Origin of the sequence: Streptomyces sp. NPDC102274 (assembly GCF_044766385.1) — a bacterium.
GTDB lineage: Bacteria > Actinomycetota > Actinomycetes > Streptomycetales > Streptomycetaceae > Streptomyces.
On sequence record NZ_JBIWLW010000017.1, the window covers coordinates 167,795 to 187,437 of the forward strand.

Here is a 19,643-nt window from a genome sequence, read left to right on the forward strand (position 1 = left end):
CTCCTGCCTCAGCTCGCCGGGTAGCGGTCGATCGGCGGGGGCGGGGTGGCCCGGCGCCCGGAGAGGCCGAGGGTCGCGTCGTATGCCTTCTGCCAGTTGCCGTTCCGTTCGTTGACCGCGAGGGCGTCGTCGAGGGCGAGACGCAGCGCGGTGTCGCCGCGCGGGACGCCGATGCCGTAGGGCTCCTTCGAGAAGGGTTCGCCGACCACCTTGAGTTCGTCGGGCACCTTGGCCGCGTAGCCCTGGAGGATCGTGTCATCGGTGGTGACGGCGTCGACCTGGTAGGTCAGCAGATTGTCCACACAGACGGAGTACGTGTCGTAGCCGACGAGTTGGATGCGCGGATAGTCCAGCTGGATCCGTTGGTACGGGGTCGATCCGGCGGCCGAGCAGACGCGCTTGCCGTCGAGGTCCTGCGGCCCGTGGATGTCGTTCTCGTCGGTTCTCACCAGCAGCGACTGGCCGGCCATGTAGTACGGGCCCGCGAATCCGACGAGCTTCTTGCGGTTCTCATTGATGGTGTACGTGCCGACGTAGTAGTCGATCTGCCCGTTCTGCAGGGCGGTTTCCCGGTTCGCGGAGGCGATCGTACGGAAGCGGATGGTCTTCGGATCGAAGCCCAGGGACGCCGACATCATCTTGGCGATCTCGATGTCGAAGCCGGAGTAGACGCCGGTGGCCGGGTCCTTCTCCCCCATGTACGGCTGGTCCTCCTTGGCGCCGACGGTCAGATAGCCGCGCCGCTTCGCCTTGGTCCAGGTCGGTGAGTCGGGCAGCCGGAAGGCCGTGTCCACCCGGTACTGGGGCAGCGCGTCGGCCCGCGGGCCCTTCACGGGCGGGCTGCCCGGCTTTCCGCAGCCGGCGGCGAGCGCCGCCAGCAGGGCGAGCAGGAGGGGCAGGAGTGGTGCCGTCAGGACTCTCCTCGTAAGCGGTGCGCGACCGGAGATCATCGACCGCACCCCCATCAGTGCTTGAGGATCTTGGAGAGGAAGTCCTTCGCCCGGTCGCTCGCCGGTGCGGTGAAGAAGTCCTCCGGGGTGCGGTCCTCGACGATGCGGCCGTCGGACATGAAGACCACGCGGTTGGCGGCGGAGCGCGCGAAGCCCATCTCATGGGTGACGACGACCATCGTCATGCCCTCGCGGGCGAGCTGCCGCATGACTTCGAGGACCTCGTTGATCATCTCCGGGTCGAGCGCCGAGGTGGGTTCGTCGAAGAGCAGGACCTTGGGGTCCATGGCGAGCGCGCGGGCGATGGCGACGCGCTGCTGCTGGCCGCCAGAGAGCTGCGCGGGCAGCTTGTCCGCCTGCGGGAGAAGTCCCACCCGGTCGAGCAGTTCCCGGGAACGCCGGTCGGCGTCCCCCTTCTTGCGCTTGCGGACCTTGACCTGCGCGAGCGAGACATTGTCCAGCACGGTCCGGTGCGCGAAGAGGTTGAACGACTGGAAGACCATGCCCACTTCCGCGCGGAGCCGGGCGAGTCCACGGCCCTCGGCCGGCAGGGGCGTTCCCTCGATGGTGATCCGGCCCGACTCGATCGTCTCCAGCCGGTTCATGGTCCGGCAGAGCGTGGACTTCCCGGAGCCGGAAGGGCCGATGACCACGACCACTTCCCCGCGGGCGACCGTCAGATCGATGTTCTGGAGGACATGCAACGGTCCGTAGTACTTGTTGACGCCCCGCAGTTCGATCAATGAATCGACGGCCATACCCTGCCCCACCCACTCCCGGCTGTGTCGAAGTCAGCGCAAACTATCCAGCCGGACAAGGGACTTCGCGTTCGACACGCACACATGGGGCATAAGCCGTATTTACTGCACAAGAGGCCGGGCTCAGGCCTCGGCGGCCTCCGCGTAGACCTGGTACAGCTCGGGCGCTCCGGTCGCCGCCCAGTCGAGACCGGACTCGACGACCTGGATCTCGCGCCCGGAGACCAGGCGCACCACGGGGTGCCCGCCGGGCCAGATGTGCCAGACCGCGCCGGGCACCGTACGGACGATCACCGTGCCCAGATACAGCCCCGCGTCGTTGCCCAGCCAGGGCAGCTCCTCGGGGTCGTCGCGCCAGCGCGGCGGCAGCTGGTCGAGTGCCTCCAACGAGGCCGGGGAGTCGTCCAGTTCAAGACCGTTCTGCCCTGCCCGGACGCGCAGCAGCTCGCACTCGGAGAGCAACTCGGCCACGCCCTCCGGGTCGCCGTCGACGGCGGAGGCGAGCGAGGTCCCGTCCTCGCCACCGTGCCGCTTGCGCCAGTTGTCCAAGAAAGGGATGTTCATACCACTCAGCCTGCCATTCGCCCCGCCGGGGCACCATAGGACGCGCGGACCGGCCAAGCCCTCCCGGAGGCGAACCGAGCCCTAAAAAGAGACATCGACATCTACGACGACAGGGGCGTGGTCGGACGCGCCCTTGCCCTTGCGCTCCTCGCGGTCGACATAGCCGTCCTTGACCGCGCCCTCGAACGGCGCGTTCCCGTAGACCAGGTCGATACGCATGCCCTTGTTCTTCGGGAAGCCCAGCTCGCGGTAGTCCCAGTAGGTGTACGGGCGGTCGTACTTGAGCGGGCGGGGCACCACATCGGAGAGCCCCTCCTCACGCAGCGCCGCGAGCGCCGCGCGCTCGGCGGGGGTGACATGCGTGGCACCCTCGAAGCGGGACAGGTCCCACACGTCCTCGTCGGCCGGGGCCACATTGAAGTCACCGAGGACCGCGAACGGCCGCGCGCCCGTCGCGTCGTCGGCCACCGTCTTGCGCAGCGCCTCCAGCCAGCGCAGCTTGTACGCGTAGTGGTCATGGCCGACCTCGCGGCCATTGGGCACATAGACCGACCAGAGCCGCACCGGACCGCAGGTCGCGGCGATGGCGCGCGGCTCCGTCACGCCCTCGTACTCCGGTCCGCCGGGAAGCCCCTTGACGATGTCCGTCAGGCCGGCCCGGGAGATCAGCGCCACTCCGTTCCACCGGCCGGTGGCGTTGACCGCCGACTCGTAGCCCAGCTCACGGAGTTGCGCGGCGGGGAACTGCTCCTCCGTGCACTTGGTCTCCTGGACGCACAGCACGTCCGTACCGGTGCTCTCCAGCCAGGCCAGCAGCCGGGGCAGCCGGGCAGTGATCGAATTGACGTTCCAGGTGGCGATGCGCATGCGCGACAGCCTATCGGCGGGGTCCGACAGTCACAGCTCGACCGAGCGGCCCGGGGCGAGCCGGCCGTGTTCCGCGCCGCCCAGGCCACCGATCAGGTTGTCGTAGAAGGGCCGGGCCAGCTCGGTGAGCATGGCGTCGTGGACGTCGAAGGAGCGCTGCGGCTTGACCTCGCGTACGTACTCGATCACCTCGGAGACCTTGCTCCAGGGCGCCTGTACGGGCAGCAGCAGTGTCTCGACCCGATGGTCGGGGAGGGTCAGCGCGTCGCCGGGGTGGAAGAGCGAGCCGTCCACGAGATAGCCGACATTGGTGATCTGCGGAATGTCCGGGTGGATCACCGCGTGCAGCTCGCCGTAGACCCGGATGTCGAAACCGGCCGCGGAGAACGTGTCGCCGTGGCCGACCGTGTGGACACGGCCCGGGAAGGCCGCGGAGATCTGCTCGGCGACGCTGCGCAGCGTCCACAGCTCGGCCGCCGGGTTGGCCTCAAGACCGGCCCGCAGATGGGCCTCGTCGAAGTGGTCGGGGTGCTCGTGGGTGACGAGGATGGCGTCCGCGCCGTTCGTGGCATCGTCCTCGGTGTAGCCGCCGGGGTCGATGACGAGCGTACGGCCGTCCTTCTCCAGCCGGACACAGGCGTGAGTCTTCTTGGTGAGCTTCATCGAGGACCGCCTCCCTCGCTGTCGGCGTCGCGTGCCGTGTGTACACGTACGCGCCTACTGCCATCCTGCTACGCATCGGGCGTGGTCTCCTCCTGGATCACGGTCCGCGCCACCCGGAACGCCGTGTTCGCCGCCGGGACGCCGCAGTACACGGCCGTCTGGATCAGCACTTCCTTGATCTCGGCGGGCGTGAGGCCATTGCGCAGCGCGGCTCTCGTGTGGAAGGCCAGCTCCTCCAGATGGCCGCCCGCGACCAGGGCCGTCAGGGTGACTGCGCTGCGCGTGCGGCGGTCCAGACCCTCCCTGGTCCATACCTCGCCCCAGGCATAGCGGGTGATCAGTTCCTGGAAGTCGCCGGTGAAGTCGTCGGCGGCGGCCATGGCGCGGTCCACATGGGCGTCGCCCAGGACCTGTCTGCGCACTCGCATGCCCGCCTCGAACGGGTCGGGCCGCCCGGAGGTCACGGCCGCGGGCTGCTCCGCGGGGGCAATCTCGGCGACCGGGCCGATCGTCGCCGAGAGCGCGGGCACGGGGCCGCGGTCGGGCAGCACGGTGAGGCCGGTGGAGGTGTCGGACGGGTTGTACCAGGCGGTGGAGAAGTGGTGGACGAGAAGATCCGTGACGGCCGCGGGCTGTTCGACGGGCGCCAGATGGGAGGCTCCGGGCACCAGCGCGAGCCGGGCGTCCGGTATCCCCGCGACCAAAGTGCGCGCCTCGGCGGGCCCGGTGACATGGTCCTCGGCGCCGACCAGCACGAGGGTCGGTACGGCGATACGGCCCAGCTCCGCCCGGATGTCGAAGGCGGCCAGCGCCTCGCAGGAGGCGATGTAGCAGCCGGGGTCGGTCGTACGGACCATCTGGACGGCCCACTCGACGATGGCCGGCTGGGCGGCGGCGAAGCCCTGGGTGAACCAGCGCTCGGGCGCGCTGCGGGCCATCGGGTCCAGCCCGTTCGCGCGGACGATCACCCCGCGCTGCCGGAACTCGTCGGCCGTGCCGAACCGGGGCGAGGCGGCCACCAGCGCGAGGGAGGCGATCCGGTCGGGGCGGCGCAGCGCCAGCTCGGCGCCGATGGCACCGGAGATGGAGCAGCCCACGTAGCCGAACCGCTGCACCCCGAGCCCGTCGAGCGTGGCCAGCAGCCGTTCCGCGAGCTCGGGCACGCTGGTCGCGGGGTGCGCGGGGGCGCCGCCGTGGCCGGGCAGATCGAAGCGGAGCACCCGCCAGTGGCGGGTCAGCTCGGGCACCTGGCGGTCCCACATGTGCCATGTGGTACCGAGAGAGGGGCCCAAGATCAGGATGGGTGCGTCTTCCGGCCCGTCCATGCGGTATTGCAGGCTCTTCGGTGGTGTCTCGCTCACCCGCCCGACCCTCTCATGTATCACGAAATCTCACATAGCCGGGGCGAACCCAGGGCCCGTCTCTCCCGCCACGACAGGTCCCGCGGTGCCGGAACCCTCAAGGCTGGCGCGCCGGACCTCGCCCACGTCTATACGCGTCTTGGGCGGGCCCCCGCCCGCGCGCGGTGTTCAGCGGTCGGTGTCCGTTCCGGCCGGCCTGCCGTGCTCCCGGTCGTACGCCTCACGGGATTCGGCGATCACCTCGCGATGGCGCTCCGCCGAGTCGGAGGGCGTCGAGCACGCTCGGTCCGACGCCGCCGCGGCGCGGGGTGAGGGCCACCGCCCTCCATCCCACCAACGCCATCGCTCAGGGGTTTGTACGCGTCGCTCGCGTTCGTCACCGTCCTGCCTGCCGTTCATCAGATCGCGCGAACTCACGGTTGTCAGCTGGTCGGGCCGGATGGGCGTGGATACGTTCGGCTGCGTCGTCCGAAGGGGGCGGCACCCGTCGCGTGCCGCTCGCGCCCAGGCCGTCACGGCCGTCATGCGCTGGTAGGGATCACGCTCGGCCAGTTCCCACGGGAGTGGACATGAGTTCTGTAGGCCGTAAGACCGTCGCGGTAATGGCCGCGGCTCTGGCGTCGCTGGGCGCGGGGAGCGGTGTCACCGCGTCCGCGGCCACCCCGTCGGCCACGTCGTGCAGCGGGGCGGAATGCCCCAGCCTGAAGCCGACCAGGCTCACGACCAGCCAGGCCACCCTGAATGTCACCCAGATGCAACTGGAGAACATCCACGCGATGGCGGTCGACGCGGTGACCGGAGAGCCCATCCGCGGAGCGAAGATCGTGTTCGCCACCATCGGCGGCCGGACGCTGGGGGCGTCCTACACCGACTACGACGGCATCGCCGCGATCTCCGCCCCGGAGAACCTGGGCCCCGGAACCCTCCAGGAGCTGCTGGGCGGCTACGAAGCCGCGATGATCGGCGACGGCGTCCACGCCCCGGCCGGAGCCCACGGAGCGATCACGATCGGCATCGACCAGGGCCCCGGTGTGCCGAACGGCCCGTGCGCCGTCTGCAGTGACCGCGGGCTCAAGCAGGCCGTGGTCCCGGTCGACTGGAGCCGGTAGGGATGCGGATCTTCCGCCGGCGGTCCCGGGCGGCCGACCACGGTGTCCCGGCCCGCCGTTCGGCCCGCGCGTGGGAGCACGGTGAACGGGAGACCGGTGAACGGGAGCGCGGTGAACGGGGCCACGGAGCGCGGGAGACCGGCGCTGTGGCCCCGGCCGGTGCGGTCAACGGCTACGCGGTCCTGGAGACGGTGGCCGCGCTGCCCGTCAGTACCTGGCGCTACCTCTGGGAGCCCGAAGACGTGCGTCACCTCGGGCCGATGGCCCAGGACTGGCAGGCCGCCTTCGGCTTCAACCAGGACGACACCACCATCCCCGTCGTCGACGGCCTCGGCGTCGCCCTGGTGTGCGTCCAGGCGCTGCACCGCCGCGTGGAGGAACTCACGGCCGAAGTGGAACGTCTGCGAGAGGCCGCGGGGTGAACACGCCCGAGGCCGCGTGACGACGCCACACGGCCCGCTGTGACGCTCCAGCGACCGCCGACTCCCCCAGGAGGGCCCGGGGGAGTCGGCCCTCGCGGCACACCCATCGCGATCCAGAAGGCAGGACACCATGACAAGGCACCACGCCTCGGCGGGACACCACACCGTGACGGGACCGTCCGAGGCGACGGATCAGCGGTCGCCGGTGTGCAAGGACGCGATCTGGCGGCTTCCGGTGACGGTCTGTCGCATCACCCAGTTCCTGGGTGAGCAGACGTCCGGCGCCTTACTGGACCGCGCCATCGCCTCCACCGGCGACGCGTTGAAGCCCTCCATGATCCGAGACCGGGAGGTGGTCCCCGACCTTCGCCGGTCCCGGTCCTGCCAGGACTTCGCCGCGCCCGAGTTGATTGCGGCCATCGAAGAGGTACTGGGCGCGGTCGAACACACGCTGGGAGTCTCCTGCCGGCACACCGAACCCAGCTACAGCCTCAACGCGCACAACGACGGCGACTTCTACCGGCCGCACCAGGACACCAGCGCCGCGTTCGCCCCGCGGCGTCTGCTCACGTTCGTGTACTACCTGCATCGCACACCCCGGCCTTTCGAAGGGGGCGAGCTGCGGGTGTTCGACGTCGCCCTGCCGCTGCACACCGAGACAGCCGGAAAGTGGCAGGAGCGCACCTGGCGGGACTGGGAGCCCGAGCACGACAGCATCGTGTTCTTCCGGCCCACCGCCTGGCACGAGGTGCGGCCGGTCGGCTGCCCGAGCAAGCGACACGCGGACAGCCGCTTCGCCATCAACGGCTGGCTGTGCAGCCCCGACCCCGCGAACCACGCGAACCACGTGAATCATGTAGGCCTCTGAGAGGACGTTCGCATTGCTTTTGTGGCTGTTTAGGAGGGTTCAACACCAGTCTGGATTAGCTGCATAAAGGCAGAACGAGCAGTATGTCGCCCCAGTCGAGACGGCCGTGACCTTGCGGTTTGCGTCGATTCTCGCCAAGAGCTCCTGTCCGGTTCGAATATGGGAGTGAACGCCGCTTTTGCCTCACCCGATCGAGCGATATGCCCGGTTGGATACCTCGTGCGTCAGTATCCTCATGGCCTCTTCGAAGCAACGCAAGCCCTACCTGAGCGACCTGTCCGATGCCCGCTGGGCGTTGATGGAGCCGACCTTGACGGCCTGGCGGGCCGAGCGGCAGAAGACCTCGCTCAACCTCGGCGGCAAGGTCACTGACCTGCGGGAAATCATGGACGCGATCCTCTTCCTCAACCGGACCGGGATCCCGTGGCGCTACCTTCCGCACGACTTCCCGCCACACACCACCGTGTTCAGCTACTTCAGCGACTGGACCGCCGACGGCACCATCCAGAAGCTCGGCGTCCGCCTGCACCGAATGGTCCGTGAGCAGGAAGGACGCGCTGCCGAGCCCACGGCTTGCGTCATCGACGCGCAGAGCGTCAAGACCGCTCCCAGCGTGCCCACCGACACTCAGGGCACCGACGCCGGCAAGAAGATCGTGGGCCGTAAACGCAGCATCGTCGTCGACACCCTCGGCTTATTACTGCTGGTCATGGTGACCGCGGCCAGCGTCTCCGACAACGAGGCCGGCAAGCAGCTGCTCAGTCAGATCGCCGCCGACCACCCCACGATCACCAAGGCGTGGGGCGATACCGGCTACAAGACCCAGGCCATCGAACACGGTGCCACCCTTGGCATCGACGTCGACGTCGTCCCGCGAAACACCCAGGTCAAGGGCTTCTCAGTGGTACCGCGACGCTGGGTGGTAGAGCGAAGTTTCGGTTGGATCATGATGCACCGGCGCCTCGCTCGCGACTATGAGGCCAAACCTGCCCACTCCGAGAGCATGATCCGTCTCGCGGTGATCTCGAACCTCGCGAAGCGAGCAACCGGCGAAACGCCCATAACCTGGCACAATCCATGAACTATCCCCCAATCAAGCAGGACGTCCTCTGAGACTCGTCGTCCCCGCCGGCACACGCGTCCGGGGGCGGCTACGAGCCGCTGCCCCGTCCGCGACGCGGGCGGCCCGTACGGCAGAAGCCATGGGCCTTCGAGGCCGTTACGGGGTCGTGGTGGAGACGACGTACACCCGGGGGAAGCCGGGGTCTGTCAGGTCCACCACCACGTCCTGGCTGGGGCGCGGGCCCTTCTGGTGGTGGCGGGTGCCCACCCAGTCGTGGCCGGGGAGGTCGAAGTTCCAGCCGACGGTACGGCGGTCGCGCGGCGTGATCGTGATCGCGTCGTCCTCGAGCGCGGAGCGGTTGGTGCCCATCTCGGTCAGGAAGGTGTCGAGCCGTCCCGAGGTGACGTCGAACTGGACGTACAGCCGACTGGTCTTCCAGTTGCTCGTCTCGAAGTAGCGCACCCCGGTGGCGCCCAGCGGTATCGGCACCTCGAAGATGCGGCGCTTCATCTTGGAGGGGCGCAGCGGCTGGAGGCCTGTGGCCGCGGACTCGGCCTCCTTGTTCCGGCCGCTCTCGCGGCTCTGTCCGGCCGAGATGACCAGATAGCCGGCCGGGATGCCGATGAGCAGCACGATGACGACGGCCGTCAGCCAGCGGCGGCGGATGCGGTGCCTGCGGTCCTCGGGCGGCGGCATGCCGTCCTCGTCGCGCACCGGCACGGGGAGCTCCATGGTCATGAGGGCGGCTCCTGGGTCGTACGGGGTTCCTGCGTCGGGCGGGCGGTGCGGATGGCCTGGGCGTATCTCTCGTACCGCTCGTGGCGCTCCACCCTGCGGCGGTTGGCGCGGCGGAAGCGCCTGGCCACCAGCCGGGCGAGATCGGCGGCGCCGACCATGCCCGCCTCGGGGCCGAGCTGCGCCTTGGTGATCCGCGCCTCGGGGCGGTAGCCACGGCCGGTGAGATGGCGGCGGAAGGCGTCGCGGGCGGGGCCGATCAGCAGATCGTCGGCGGCGCTGACCCCGCCGCCGATGACGAAGCAGGACGGGTCGAGCGCGGCGGCCAGATTGGCGATGCCGACGCCGAGCCACTGGCCGATGTCCTGGAACAGCTCGATGCACATGGCGTCGCCCTCGCGGGCGAGTTCGGTGATCAGCGGTCCCGTGATGTCGTGGACGTTGCCCTTGACGCGGTCGATGATGTTGTACGCGACCGGGGAGTCGGCGGCGGCCAGCTCCCTGGCCTCCCGTACGAGGGCGTTGCCCGAGCTGTACTGCTCCCAGCAGCCCCGGTTGCCGCACGGGCAGCGGTGGCCACCGGGCACGACCTGCATATGGCCGAACTCGCCGGCGACGCCGAACTTGCCGCGCTTGACCCGGCCGTCCTCCAGGATGGCACCGCCGATGCCGGTGCCGAGCGTGATCATGACGAGATGGTCCTCGCCGCGTCCGGCGCCGAAGCGCCACTCCGCCCAGGCCGCGGTGTTGGCGTCGTTGTCGACCATCACCGGCACGGCGAGCCGTGAGGAGATCGCGTCCCTGAGGGGTTCGTCGCGCCAGGCGAGGTGCGGCGCGAAGAGCACCTTGGAACGGTCGGCGTCGACCCAGCCGGCCGCGCCGATGCCGACGGCGTGGACATCGTGGCGGTCGGAGAGGTCGAGGACCAGCTCGACGATGGTGTCCTCGACGACCCGGGGGCTCTTGGACTTGTCCGGCGTCTCGGTCCTGAGCTTCTCCAGGATGTTGCCGTCGGGATCGACGACGCCGGCCATCACCTTCGTACCGCCGATGTCGATACCGACGGTCGGGACGCGGGGCGCGGTGAGCAGGGAGCGGCGCTCACGGGTGCCGACGGTCCGCAGGACGGTGGCGCGGGCGGTGCCGCGGTGTGCGAAGTCGCGGTAGGTGCTCATCGGCCCGCCCCGGTCTCGTCCGTCGGCGCGAGCGGTTCCGGTTCGCCGTGCCGGGTGAGTGGGCGGCTGCGTACGCGCACGAGTCGTGTCGTCCCTGCGGGGTCGGGGGCCGCCTGGCCCGGACGGGTGGCGGCGGCGGACGGTGTCCGCCGTGCCAGATTCTGCCATCCGGGGCGGGTGTGGTCGCCGCACGGCCCGGCGGGGGCCGTACGGCGACGGCCGCGTCCCGGGTCAGTCCCTGTCGGCCGGGCTGTCACCGGAGCGTACGCCGGGGCGTCCGGAGGGTACGCCGGGGTGTTCGGGGCGTACGCCGGGGAGTCCGCCGAGATGGGTGGGCGCGGGGGCCCGCTCCAGTTCATGGCTCAGCTCCTCCAGCTCGGAACCGCCCGCCATCTGCCGCGTCAGCTCATCCAGGGTGATCGAGTCCTTGGTGTGGCTGCCCGACATGACGCCCCGCTTGAGGAGGACGAAACGGTCACCGACCAGATACGCGTGGTGCGGGTTGTGGGTGATGAGCACCACTCCAAGTCCCGCGTCACGTGCGGCGGCCACGTACTTGAGCACCACACCGGACTGCTTCACCCCGAGCGCCGCGGTCGGCTCGTCCAGGACGAGGACCTTCGCGCCGAAGTAGACGGCACGGGCGATCGCCACACATTGGCGCTCACCGCCGGACAGCGTGCCGATCGGCTGGTCGACATCGCGCAGATCGATGCCCATCCGCAGCAGTTCGGCACGGGTCGTCTCACGCATCAGGGCGACATCGAGCCGTTTGAAGGGGCCGCTGCCCCGGGTGGGCTCGGAGCCGAGGAAGAAGTTCCGCCAGACCGGCATCAGCGGTACGACGGCGAGGTCCTGATAGACGGTGGCGATCCCGCGGTCCAGGGCCTCGCGCGGGGAGGCGAGGGTGGTCTTCTCGCCCTCGATCAGGAAGTCGCCCGCGTCATGCCGGTGCAGTCCGGCGATGATCTTGATCAGGGTGGACTTGCCCGCGCCGTTGTCGCCCAGCACACAGCTGATCCCGCCCGCGTGGACCTCCAGCGAGACGCCTTCCAGGGCGCGGATATTGCCGTAGTACTTACTGACGTTGTCGAGTTCGACCAGCGCGCCGCTCGTGGTGCCCGCCATAGCGCCGTCCGTCATGGCGCCGCCCGTCATAGCACCGTCCGTCATAGCACCGTCCGCCGTCGTGTCGCCCGTCATCGTGTCGCCTCCGCACGCTTGCGCACCCACGCGTTGAGCAGGGTGGCCAGAAGGAGCATCGCTCCGAGGAAGAACTTGAACCAGTCCGGGTTCCACTCGGCGTAGACGATGCCCTTGCTGGTCATGCCGAAGATGAACGCGCCGACCGCGGAGCCGATCGCGGAGCCGTAGCCGCCGGTGATCAGACAGCCGCCGATGACGGCCGCGATGATGTAGATCAGCTCGTTGCCGACGCCCTCGCCGGACTGCACGACATCGAACGAGAACAGCAGATGCTGGCCCGAGACCCAGGCACAGAAGGCCACGCCCATGTACAGCGCGATCTTAGTCTTCAGAACCGGGACACCGACCGCGCGGGCGGCGTCGTTGTTGCCGCCCACCGCGAAGATCCAGTTGCCGAAGCGGGTGCGCAGCAGGATCCAGGTGGCGACCGCGACCAGCCCGGCCCACCACAGAATGGTGACCTTCAGCTCGACGCCGCCGAGGGTGAGCTGGGAGGCGAAGAGCTTCTGGGCGGAGGGGAAGCCCTCCATGTCGCCGATGCTCTTGGTCGAGACCGTGTCGCTGATCAGCTTCGTCAGCCCGAGGTTGAGCCCGGTGAGCATCAGGAACGTGCCCAGCGTGATGATGAAGCTCGGCAGTTTCGTACGGGTGAGCATGACGCCGTTGAAGGCCCCGAGGGCCAGCGTGACCAGCAGCGACACCAGGACGCCGACCCAGACGTTCGCGGTCATCTGGAAGCTGAACATCGACGAGACCAGCGCGGAGCTGGTCACCATCACACCGGCGGAGAGGTCGAACTCGCCGCCTATCATCAGCAGCGCCACGGGGACGGCCATGATCCCGATCGTGGAGGCCGCGTAGAGGACGGTGCCGAAGCTGGACAGCTGGAGGACCGAGTCCGCCACGAACGAGAAGAAGACGAAGACGGCGAGCGCGCCGACGACCGAGCCCAGCTCGGGCCGGCCGAGCAGTTTGCGCAGCGGGGAGGCCCGCAGCAGCCGCTCGTCGACGCCCACCGGCAGGCCGGGGCGGTCCTTGACCGGTGGGGCGGTCGTGGTCATCGGGTGCCCCGCTTCGTGTACGCGGCGAGCGCGCCGGCGTCCTTCTCCGTGATGATCTGCGGCCCGGTCAGGACGGGACGTCCGCCGCCGAGGACATCGGCGTTGTACCGGTAGAGCCAGAGCAGGTCCACGGCCTCGTACCCCTGGAGATAGGGCTGCTGGTCGACGGCGAAGCCGAGCGCGCCGGAGGTGAGCGAGGAGGCGACCTTGGCGTTGAGGTCGAAGGTGTCGATCTCGGCCTTGCTGCCCGCGGACTCCTTGGCCTTGACGGCGGTGTCCGCGAAGGGGGCGCCGAGGGTGACGACGGCGTCGATGCTCTTGTCGGTCTGGAGCTTGGCCTCGATGGACGCCTGGACGTCCGGCATGTTCGTACCGTCGACATAGAGGTTCTGGATCTGCCCGTCGAAGGTCTTCTTCGCTCCGGCGCAGCGCTGCTCGTGGCCGACGTTGCCCTGCTCGTGGATGACGCAGAGGGCCTTCTTCTTGCCGCGCTTGTCCAGTTCGTCGCCGACGGCCTCGCCCGCTATGGTCTCGTCCTGGCCGATATGGCTGAGCGCGCCGAAGGACGCCGATTCCGCGGCGCCGGAGTTGACGGTGATCACCGGGATACCGGCCTTGACCGCCTTCTCCACGACGGCCTTCATGGCGTCGGGCTTGGCGAGCGTGACGATCAGTCCGTCGACCTTCTTGTCGATGTAGGACTGCACGAGCTGAGCCTGCTGCTGGCCCTCGTCGCTGTTGGCGTAGAGGAACTTGATGTTGTCCTTGACGGCCGCCTGCTTGGCGCCGCTCTGGACGATGTCCCAGAAGGTGTCGCCGCTGCCCGAGTGGGTGACCATGGCCACGGTCCACTCGGGGGTGTCCACCGCGGCCCGCCCCTGGGCCGCCGCCTGCTGGGCCCGCTCCTCCGCACGCTTGCCGCCGGTGCTGCTGCACCCCGCGAGCACCGAGGCCGCGAGTACCGCCGCCAGCACGGCGCTCGTCGCGCGTACCCCTGTCCGAACTTTTGCCACGACGCCGCGCCCTTCTTGCCGTACTCCTCGGTGCGGCCGGGGCCCGTTCGGTCCCGGCGCCGCCCAAGTATCGGTCATGCCCGTTCGGCGGCCGGTCGGCGGGTACCGGCGCGGGTGGACGCCTGGGCGGGCCTGGCCCGCTTCCCGCCCTCCGTTTCCGGTGGTTCGCGTGCTGCGAGGGGTTCGCGCCATGGATCCGCCTTCTCTCCCGGCCGCCCCGTTGCGGCTGGGGGAGTCTAGTGCCCCTTCCGGCAACGTTTGCCCGTCGCGGCACTGGCCGGGCTCGCACGGACGCGTCAATACTTTGTCCGTACATGCTGACGAAGAGAGGGCGGCGCCGCGGCCCTTACGGGCGCACCAGCAGCTGGAACTCGAAGGAGTAGCGCGAGGCCCGGTAGATGTGCGAGCCGAACTCCACGGCCCGGCCGGTGTCGTCGAACGTGGTCCGCTCCATCGTGAGCAGCGGGGCCCCGGTGGGCTCGGTGAGCCGTTGGGCCTCCTCGGCGGTGGCGGCCCGCGCCCCGACCGTCTGCCGGGCGCTGTGCAGGGTGATCCCGGCGGAGCGCATCATCCGGTAGAGACCGGTCGTCTCCAGCCGCGGGGTGTCGCAGTCGAACAGCCCGATCGGCAGATGGTTGCGCAGATACGCCATCGGCTCCTCGTGCGCGTACCGCAGCCGTTCGACGAGCCGCACCTCCGCGCCCTCCGCCACCCCGAGCGCGGCGGCGACCTCGGCCGCGGCCGGCTCGACGATGTTGCGCAGTACGCGGGTGGCCGGGCGCTGACCGGCCGCCTCCAGATCGTCGTAGAGGCTGCTCAGCTCCAGCGGGCGCTTGACCTGGCTGTGCACGACCTGGGTGCCGACGCCCCGGCGGCGCACCAGCAGGCCCTTGTCGACCAGGGACTGGATGGCCTGCCGGACGGTGGGACGGGACAGCCCGAGCCGGCCCGCCAGTTCGATCTCATTGCCGAGCAGGCTGCCCGGCGCCAGTCTGCCCCGCTCGATGGCCGCCTCCAGCTGCTGCGCGAGCTGGAAGTAGAGCGGGACCGGGCTGGTGCGGTCGACGCCGAGCTGGAGCGGTATGGCGTGATCCGTCTCCGGTCCGGGCCTCTCCGGTCCAGGCGTCTCCGGTCCGGGCGCGGCTGATCTCGGCTGATGGGGCACGGGGCGAGCGTAACCGCACGGCATGTTGACGGGAAGTCGGTACGTTCGATTGTCAGGACAAACTCTTGACATGACGAGCGGCCTGGGGCCACCTTGGGGCCATGCGCATCGGACTTATCGGCACCGGCCGTATCGGCACATTTCACGCGGACGTGCTCAGCCGCCATCACGACGTCGGCTCGCTGGTGGTCGCGGACACCGACTCGGACCGGGCGGCGCAGGTCGCCCACCGTACGGGATCGACCGCCGCCCCCTCCGTCGACGAGATCTTCTCCGGGGGTGTGGACGCCGTGGTGATCGCCTCGGCCACCTCCTCCCACGCCGATCTGATCAGCCGGGCCGCACGGGCCGGGCTCCCCGCCTTCTGCGAGAAGCCGATCGCCCTGGACCTGCCGGGGACGCTCCGCGCGCTGCGCGAGGTCGAGTCGGCAGGCACCCTGCTCCAGCTGGGCTTCATGCGCCGCTTCGACGCGGGGTACGGCGCGGCGCGCGAGCTCGTACGGTCGGGCCGGCTCGGCCGGCTGCACACCGTACGGGCGATCACCTCCGACCCGGCGCCGCCGCCGGCCGCGTATCTGCCGCTCTCCGGCGGCCTGTACCGCGACTGTCTGGTTCATGACTTCGACATCATGCGCTGGGTGACCGGACGCGAGGTGGTGGAGGTGTACGCGACAGGTTCGGACGCGGGGCCCGCGATGTTCCGGGAGGCCGGCGACGTGGACACCGCCGCCGTGGTCCTCACCCTGGACGACGGGACGCTCGCGACCGCCACGGCCACGCGCTGCAACGGCGCGGGCTACGACGTACGGATGGAACTGGCGGGCGAACTGGACCAGGTGGCGGTCGGACTGGACGACCGTACGCCGATCACCTCGACCGAGCCGAAGGGCCCGCCGCCCTCCAACGACCCGTGGCCGGGCTTCCTGGAGCGGTTCGCCCCGGCGTACGAGGCCGAGCTGGACGCCTTCCTCAAGGTCGTCTCCGGCGAGCTGGAGAATCCGTGCGACGGCCGGGAGGCGCTGCACGCGCTGCGGATCGCGGAGGCGTGCGAGCGGTCACGGCGCGAGCGACGCCCGGTGCGGCTGTCGGAGATCCCCGCCCAGGACGGCTAAGGGCGTGTTGTGAAAGTAGCGCCGTCCGCCCGCAGGGCGGGGCCCGCGGCGTCCGGTGCGTGCGATCGCAAGGCGGAGGGTCGCCCCAGTGCTGGACGTACTGGGGCGATCCCAACAACGCGGCGAGCGCGCGTGCCGGGCGTCGCGGGCCAGGCGGGACTTTCGCAACACGCCCTGGCGGGGAGCCGGCTGTCCCTTCCGTCGCTACCAGCGCACCGGCAGCCCGCGCACCCCGCGGATCAGCATTCCGGGCAGCCACTCGTACGGGCCCGCCGCCGGGTCGAACGCCAGATCCGGGCAGCGCTCCAGCAGCGTACGGATGGCGATCCTGCCCTCCAGCCGGGCGAGCGGTGCGCCCAGGCAGAAGTGGATGCCATGGCCGAAGGCGAGATGGCCGGAGCCGCGGCCAGGAGTGCTGGAGCGGCGGATGTCGAAGGTGTCCGGATCGGGGAAGCGGGCCTGGTCGCGGTCGGCGGAGGCCAGGGAGACCAGAACCGTCTCACGGGCCGGAATCACCGTGTCGCCGTAGGTGACCGGCTCGCTGCTGAACCGTACGGTGCTGGTCTCCACCGGCCCCTCGAACCGCAGCGTCTCCTCGATCGCCCCGTCGAGCAGACCGAAGTCGGCCCGCAGAGCGGCCAGTTGGCCGGGGTTGCCGAGCAGCGTCCGCACCGCGTTCGCGATCAGGTTGACGGTCGTCTCATGACCGGCGATCAGCAGGATGTAGGCCCAGGCGCGCAGCTCGGCCGCGGACAGCCGGTCGCCGTCCTCCGCGCGGGTGCGCAGCAGGGTGGAGAGCAGATCGTCACGGGGCGCGGAGGCGCGCTTGTCCTCGATGAGCGCGTCGAGATACCCGCAGAGTTCGATGGTGTTGTCGCGCGCGCCGGTGGATGTGGTCGGCGCGACGATCTCGTTCGTCCAGGCCCGGAAGGTGTCACGGTCCGCGTGCGGCACACCGAGCAGTTCGGAGATGACGGTGATGGGCAGCGGGAAGGCGAACGCGTCGACCAGATCGGCCTGTCCGGCCGGGACCATGGCGTCCAGCAGGTCATCGGTGATCTGCTGGACGCGCGGGCGCAGCTTCTCCACTCGGCGCGGGGTGAATTCGGGAGCGACCAGCTTCCGCAGCCGGGTGTGGTCCGGCGGGTCGAGGGTCAGTACGTGCGGGCCCATGATCGCCTCGTCGGTCGACTCGTAGCCCATGACGGCGAGCGACTTCGACAGCCGTGGATCGGCGAGGGCGAGGCGCCCCTCCTCGTATCCGACGACCAGCCAGAAGCGATTGCCGTCCGGGGTCCGTATCTCGTGGACGGGGCCGGTCTCGCGCATCTTCTCGTAGTACGGATAGGGATTGACGTTGAAGTCCGGTCCGTAGTCCGCAAGTTCGATAGCCGCCATTGGATCAGCGTACGTCGCCGCCGCGGGCGGCGTCCCCTCCCCTGGCCGGATCGGCGTCATGCACGACCAGAGCGATCTGGACACGGTTGTTGAGGCCGAGTTTGGCCAGAATGCGGGAGACATGGGCCTTGACGGTGGGGACGCTCATATAGAGCCCGGCGGCGATCTCGGCGTTCGACTGGCCGCGGCCCACGGCGAGCGCGACCTCCCGCTCGCGCTCGGCGAGGGAGCCGAGCCGGTCCGCCGCGGTGTCCCTCCGGGCCTCGGTGGGCGCCCCCGCCACGTGAGTCATGAGTTGGCGGGTAACGGCCGGTGAGAGCACCGGATCCCCTGCCGCCACCCGCCGTACCGCCGTGACGATCTCGGCGGGCGGGGTGTCCTTGAGAACGAATCCGGCCGCCCCGGCACGCAGTGCCCGCAGCACCTGTTCATCCGCGTGGAAGGTGGTCAGAACGAGTACCTCCGGGGCGTCCGGGCGGCGGCGCAGCGCCTCCGTGGCCGTCAGACCGTCCACCGCGGGCATCCGGATGTCCATCAGCACCACATCGGGTGCGGTCCGCTCGATCAGCGCCGGAACCTCGGCGCCGTCGGCGGCCTCCCCCACGATCTCGATGTCGTCGGCGCCGCCGAGCATGAAGGTCAGTCCGGTGCGGACAAGGGGGTCGTCGTCGACGATGATCAGCCGGATACTCATGAGGCCCACGGTAGCCAAGCGCGGACGGCGAATCCGCCCTCGCCGGTGGCTCCGTGCTCGAACCGGCCGCCGGCCAGCAGCGCGCGCTCGGTCAGCCCGATCAGCCCCTGGCCGGAACCCGGCACATTCGGGACCTCGCCCAGTGGCGCGGCGTTGCGCACTTCGAGGGTGAGACCGTCTCCCGGCCCCCCGCTCACCTCGACGGTGGTCTCGGTGCCCGGCGCGTGCTTACGGGCGTTGGTCAGGCCCTCCTGGGCGACGCGGTAGGCGGTACGGCCCGTGGCGGCCGGCACCGCCGCCGGATCGTCGATCCGGCTGTCCAGCGTCACCTTCATCCCGGCCTCGCGCGATTCGGCGACCAGTGCGTCGAGGGTGACCAGCGTGGGCTGCGGCCGGTCGCCCTCGTCACCGGGCGCCCGCAGTACCCCGATGATCATGCGCAGATCCTGGAGCGCCTCGTGCGCGCTGTCCCGGATCACCCCGGCGGCCCTGGCGACCTCGGGCGCCGGGGCGTCCGGCCGGAACTCCAGAGCGCCCGCGTGGACGCTGAGCAGCGTCAGCCGGTGCGCGAGCACATCGTGCATCTCCCGCGCGATGGCCTCGCGCGCGAGGCGCTGCGCCTGCTCGGCCCGCAGCTCGGCCTCGGCCTCCGCGCGCGTCGCCCGCTCGCGCAGCGCGACGACGAGCTGGCGCCTGGCCCGTACGAGCATGCCCCAGCCGGTGACCAGCAGGATCACCACGACCGTCGCGATGAGCCCGGTCGTCAGGGACGTCGACGGATCGGGCCGGATCACGGACGAGAGGCACCCGGCCACGAGGGAGAGCCCGCCGACGGCCGCGACAATCCGGAACGGCCGGTGCACGGCCACGCAGAAGAGCGCCACGAGCACGGCCCCGCTGGAGACCGGCGACACCGCGCTGACCACGACGAGCACGAGCGTGAGCCCCACGGGCCAGCGGCGCCGCGTCCACAGCGCGCAGCAGGCCAGCACGCCCACGATCGTGTCGATGACGACGACGTGGTCCGCGTTGCCGACGTTCTCGCTGGCCGACAGGGCGAGCAGTCCGACGCCGGCGGCGGCGAGAAACATCAGGGTGTCGATGACCCAGTCCCGCACGGTCCGCCGTGGCCGGGCCCGGCCACGGTCACCGGGCAGCTCGGGGCCTCGCGGGTCCATCATCTCCGAGGGGAGCAGCCAGGGGTATTCCGTGCGTGTCATATTGACCAATTTACGCAGGTGAGGCGGGGCCGACCGGGCCGGAGGGGCCGGAAGCTACCAAAGTCACGCGAGAGCCGACGATGGTTCCGGACGGTGCGCCTTCCGGCGGGGGGCGTCGGGCAGGCGGGACCTTGAAGACAGGCCCTAGGTCGTGTCTGATAATCGATCTTGTGACGGGTCGTGGTGAGTTGACGGATGGGGCGTGGGAGCGGATAGAGCCGCTGCTTCCTCGGGCTGAC

20 protein-coding genes are annotated in these 19,643 nt (G+C 70.1%); 5 read left to right on the plus strand and 15 right to left on the minus strand.

Features of this window, described 5'->3' with window-relative positions:
* Nucleotides 1-8: 8 nt before the first annotated feature.
* From ACIRQP_RS23305 to pcaC, 6 genes are all read right to left on the minus strand, one after another.
* Complete coding sequence (locus ACIRQP_RS23305; RefSeq protein WP_403893048.1) at nucleotides 9-950, minus strand: glutamate ABC transporter substrate-binding protein; 942 nt, start codon at nucleotides 948-950, stop codon at nucleotides 9-11.
* A gap of 14 nt (nucleotides 951-964) precedes the next feature.
* Nucleotides 965-1,708 carry an amino acid ABC transporter ATP-binding protein gene (locus ACIRQP_RS23310; protein WP_403893049.1) on the minus strand — a complete coding sequence of 248 codons (744 nt, stop codon included), beginning with the start codon at nucleotides 1,706-1,708 and terminating at the stop codon, nucleotides 965-967.
* Nucleotides 1,709-1,831: 123 nt separating this feature from the next.
* On the minus strand, nucleotides 1,832-2,272 hold the full coding sequence (locus ACIRQP_RS23315; protein ID WP_403893050.1) for a DUF6278 family protein: 441 nt from the start codon (nucleotides 2,270-2,272) through the stop codon (nucleotides 1,832-1,834).
* An 81-nt stretch (nucleotides 2,273-2,353) separates the two neighbouring features.
* Nucleotides 2,354-3,139, minus strand: coding sequence for an exodeoxyribonuclease III (locus ACIRQP_RS23320; RefSeq protein ID WP_403893051.1), 786 nt, complete (start codon nucleotides 3,137-3,139; stop codon nucleotides 2,354-2,356).
* Nucleotides 3,140-3,169: 30 nt separating this feature from the next.
* Nucleotides 3,170-3,802, minus strand: coding sequence for an MBL fold metallo-hydrolase (locus ACIRQP_RS23325; RefSeq protein ID WP_403893052.1), 633 nt, complete (start codon nucleotides 3,800-3,802; stop codon nucleotides 3,170-3,172).
* Between the two features lie 68 nt (nucleotides 3,803-3,870).
* Nucleotides 3,871-5,163 carry a 4-carboxymuconolactone decarboxylase gene (gene pcaC / locus ACIRQP_RS23330; protein ID WP_403893053.1) on the minus strand — a complete coding sequence of 431 codons (1,293 nt, stop codon included), beginning with the start codon at nucleotides 5,161-5,163 and terminating at the stop codon, nucleotides 3,871-3,873.
* 569 nt (nucleotides 5,164-5,732) lie between these two features.
* Here pcaC and ACIRQP_RS23335 point away from each other — a divergent pair.
* The 4 genes from ACIRQP_RS23335 (at nucleotide 5,733) to ACIRQP_RS23350 (ending at nucleotide 8,643) form a co-directional block, all read left to right on the plus strand.
* Nucleotides 5,733-6,272 carry a hypothetical protein gene (locus ACIRQP_RS23335; RefSeq protein WP_403893054.1) on the plus strand — a complete coding sequence of 180 codons (540 nt, stop codon included), beginning with the start codon at nucleotides 5,733-5,735 and terminating at the stop codon, nucleotides 6,270-6,272.
* A gap of 2 nt (nucleotides 6,273-6,274) precedes the next feature.
* Nucleotides 6,275-6,694 carry a tail fiber domain-containing protein gene (locus tag ACIRQP_RS23340; protein ID WP_403893055.1) on the plus strand — a complete coding sequence of 140 codons (420 nt, stop codon included), beginning with the start codon at nucleotides 6,275-6,277 and terminating at the stop codon, nucleotides 6,692-6,694.
* 130 nt (nucleotides 6,695-6,824) lie between these two features.
* Nucleotides 6,825-7,562 (plus strand): 2OG-Fe(II) oxygenase, encoded by a 738-nt coding sequence (locus ACIRQP_RS23345; protein WP_403893056.1) that lies wholly within the window; start codon nucleotides 6,825-6,827, stop codon nucleotides 7,560-7,562.
* 235 nt (nucleotides 7,563-7,797) lie between these two features.
* Entirely contained in the window at nucleotides 7,798-8,643 is an 846-nt protein-coding gene (locus ACIRQP_RS23350) for an IS5 family transposase (RefSeq protein WP_403893057.1), read from the plus strand.
* Nucleotides 8,644-8,781: 138 nt separating this feature from the next.
* On the opposite strand, the gene ACIRQP_RS23355 is transcribed toward ACIRQP_RS23350, so the two are convergent.
* The 6 genes from ACIRQP_RS23355 to ACIRQP_RS23380 form a co-directional block, all read right to left on the minus strand.
* Nucleotides 8,782-9,357, minus strand: coding sequence for a hypothetical protein (locus ACIRQP_RS23355; protein ID WP_403893076.1), 576 nt, complete (start codon nucleotides 9,355-9,357; stop codon nucleotides 8,782-8,784).
* 2 nt (nucleotides 9,358-9,359) lie between these two features.
* Complete coding sequence (locus ACIRQP_RS23360) at nucleotides 9,360-10,535, minus strand: ROK family glucokinase (protein ID WP_403893058.1); 1,176 nt, start codon at nucleotides 10,533-10,535, stop codon at nucleotides 9,360-9,362.
* 231 nt (nucleotides 10,536-10,766) lie between these two features.
* Nucleotides 10,767-11,678, minus strand: a complete 912-nt coding sequence (locus ACIRQP_RS23365) for an ATP-binding cassette domain-containing protein (RefSeq protein WP_403893077.1) — start codon at nucleotides 11,676-11,678, stop codon at nucleotides 10,767-10,769.
* A 56-nt stretch (nucleotides 11,679-11,734) separates the two neighbouring features.
* Nucleotides 11,735-12,802 carry an ABC transporter permease gene (locus tag ACIRQP_RS23370; protein ID WP_403893059.1) on the minus strand — a complete coding sequence of 356 codons (1,068 nt, stop codon included), beginning with the start codon at nucleotides 12,800-12,802 and terminating at the stop codon, nucleotides 11,735-11,737.
* On the minus strand, nucleotides 12,799-13,815 hold the full coding sequence (locus ACIRQP_RS23375) for a sugar ABC transporter substrate-binding protein (RefSeq protein WP_403893060.1): 1,017 nt from the start codon (nucleotides 13,813-13,815) through the stop codon (nucleotides 12,799-12,801). Before ACIRQP_RS23375 ends, ACIRQP_RS23370 begins: the two co-directional genes overlap by 4 nt.
* A gap of 346 nt (nucleotides 13,816-14,161) precedes the next feature.
* A complete protein-coding gene (locus tag ACIRQP_RS23380; RefSeq protein WP_403893078.1) occupies nucleotides 14,162-14,899 on the minus strand; it encodes a GntR family transcriptional regulator in 738 nt (245 codons plus the stop codon).
* A 182-nt stretch (nucleotides 14,900-15,081) separates the two neighbouring features.
* On the opposite strand from ACIRQP_RS23380, the gene ACIRQP_RS23385 reads away from it, so the two are divergent.
* Nucleotides 15,082-16,092 carry a Gfo/Idh/MocA family oxidoreductase gene (locus ACIRQP_RS23385; protein ID WP_403893061.1) on the plus strand — a complete coding sequence of 337 codons (1,011 nt, stop codon included), beginning with the start codon at nucleotides 15,082-15,084 and terminating at the stop codon, nucleotides 16,090-16,092.
* A 204-nt stretch (nucleotides 16,093-16,296) separates the two neighbouring features.
* On the opposite strand, the gene ACIRQP_RS23390 is transcribed toward ACIRQP_RS23385, so the two are convergent.
* The 3 genes from ACIRQP_RS23390 to ACIRQP_RS23400 are packed head-to-tail and all read right to left on the minus strand — an operon-like array spanning nucleotide 16,297 to nucleotide 19,404.
* Nucleotides 16,297-17,490, minus strand: a complete 1,194-nt coding sequence (locus ACIRQP_RS23390; protein WP_403893062.1) for a cytochrome P450 — start codon at nucleotides 17,488-17,490, stop codon at nucleotides 16,297-16,299.
* A 4-nt stretch (nucleotides 17,491-17,494) separates the two neighbouring features.
* Nucleotides 17,495-18,184: a response regulator gene (locus ACIRQP_RS23395; protein ID WP_403893063.1), complete on the minus strand. Its 690-nt coding sequence runs from the start codon at nucleotides 18,182-18,184 to the stop codon at nucleotides 17,495-17,497.
* On the minus strand, nucleotides 18,181-19,404 hold the full coding sequence (locus tag ACIRQP_RS23400; RefSeq protein ID WP_403893064.1) for a sensor histidine kinase: 1,224 nt from the start codon (nucleotides 19,402-19,404) through the stop codon (nucleotides 18,181-18,183). The genes ACIRQP_RS23395 and ACIRQP_RS23400 overlap by 4 nt, the downstream gene beginning before the upstream one ends.
* Nucleotides 19,405-19,643 lie beyond the last annotated feature (239 nt).

What these genes read in the sequence shown, in the direction of transcription:
- ACIRQP_RS23305 (WP_403893048.1), bottom strand. Translation starts at nt 950, where the DNA reads ATGATCTCCGGTCGCGCACCGCTTACGAGGAGAGTCCTGACGGCACCA.
- ACIRQP_RS23390 (WP_403893062.1), bottom strand. Translation starts at nt 17,490, where the DNA reads ATGGCGGCTATCGAACTTGCGGACTACGGACCGGACTTCAACGTCAAT.
- ACIRQP_RS23360 (WP_403893058.1), bottom strand. Translation starts at nt 10,535, where the DNA reads ATGAGCACCTACCGCGACTTCGCACACCGCGGCACCGCCCGCGCCACC.
- ACIRQP_RS23350 (WP_403893057.1), top strand. Translation starts at nt 7,798, where the DNA reads ATGGCCTCTTCGAAGCAACGCAAGCCCTACCTGAGCGACCTGTCCGAT.
- ACIRQP_RS23355 (WP_403893076.1), bottom strand. Translation starts at nt 9,357, where the DNA reads ATGGAGCTCCCCGTGCCGGTGCGCGACGAGGACGGCATGCCGCCGCCC.
- ACIRQP_RS23335 (WP_403893054.1), top strand. Translation starts at nt 5,733, where the DNA reads ATGAGTTCTGTAGGCCGTAAGACCGTCGCGGTAATGGCCGCGGCTCTG.
- ACIRQP_RS23365 (WP_403893077.1), bottom strand. Translation starts at nt 11,678, where the DNA reads ATGACGGACGGCGCTATGGCGGGCACCACGAGCGGCGCGCTGGTCGAA.
- ACIRQP_RS23325 (WP_403893052.1), bottom strand. Translation starts at nt 3,802, where the DNA reads ATGAAGCTCACCAAGAAGACTCACGCCTGTGTCCGGCTGGAGAAGGAC.
- ACIRQP_RS23370 (WP_403893059.1), bottom strand. Translation starts at nt 12,802, where the DNA reads ATGACCACGACCGCCCCACCGGTCAAGGACCGCCCCGGCCTGCCGGTG.
- ACIRQP_RS23400 (WP_403893064.1), bottom strand. Translation starts at nt 19,404, where the DNA reads ATGACACGCACGGAATACCCCTGGCTGCTCCCCTCGGAGATGATGGAC.
- ACIRQP_RS23395 (WP_403893063.1), bottom strand. Translation starts at nt 18,184, where the DNA reads ATGAGTATCCGGCTGATCATCGTCGACGACGACCCCCTTGTCCGCACC.
- ACIRQP_RS23315 (WP_403893050.1), bottom strand. Translation starts at nt 2,272, where the DNA reads ATGAACATCCCTTTCTTGGACAACTGGCGCAAGCGGCACGGTGGCGAG.
- ACIRQP_RS23385 (WP_403893061.1), top strand. Translation starts at nt 15,082, where the DNA reads ATGCGCATCGGACTTATCGGCACCGGCCGTATCGGCACATTTCACGCG.
- ACIRQP_RS23310 (WP_403893049.1), bottom strand. Translation starts at nt 1,708, where the DNA reads ATGGCCGTCGATTCATTGATCGAACTGCGGGGCGTCAACAAGTACTAC.
- ACIRQP_RS23340 (WP_403893055.1), top strand. Translation starts at nt 6,275, where the DNA reads ATGCGGATCTTCCGCCGGCGGTCCCGGGCGGCCGACCACGGTGTCCCG.
- ACIRQP_RS23320 (WP_403893051.1), bottom strand. Translation starts at nt 3,139, where the DNA reads ATGCGCATCGCCACCTGGAACGTCAATTCGATCACTGCCCGGCTGCCC.
- ACIRQP_RS23345 (WP_403893056.1), top strand. Translation starts at nt 6,825, where the DNA reads ATGACAAGGCACCACGCCTCGGCGGGACACCACACCGTGACGGGACCG.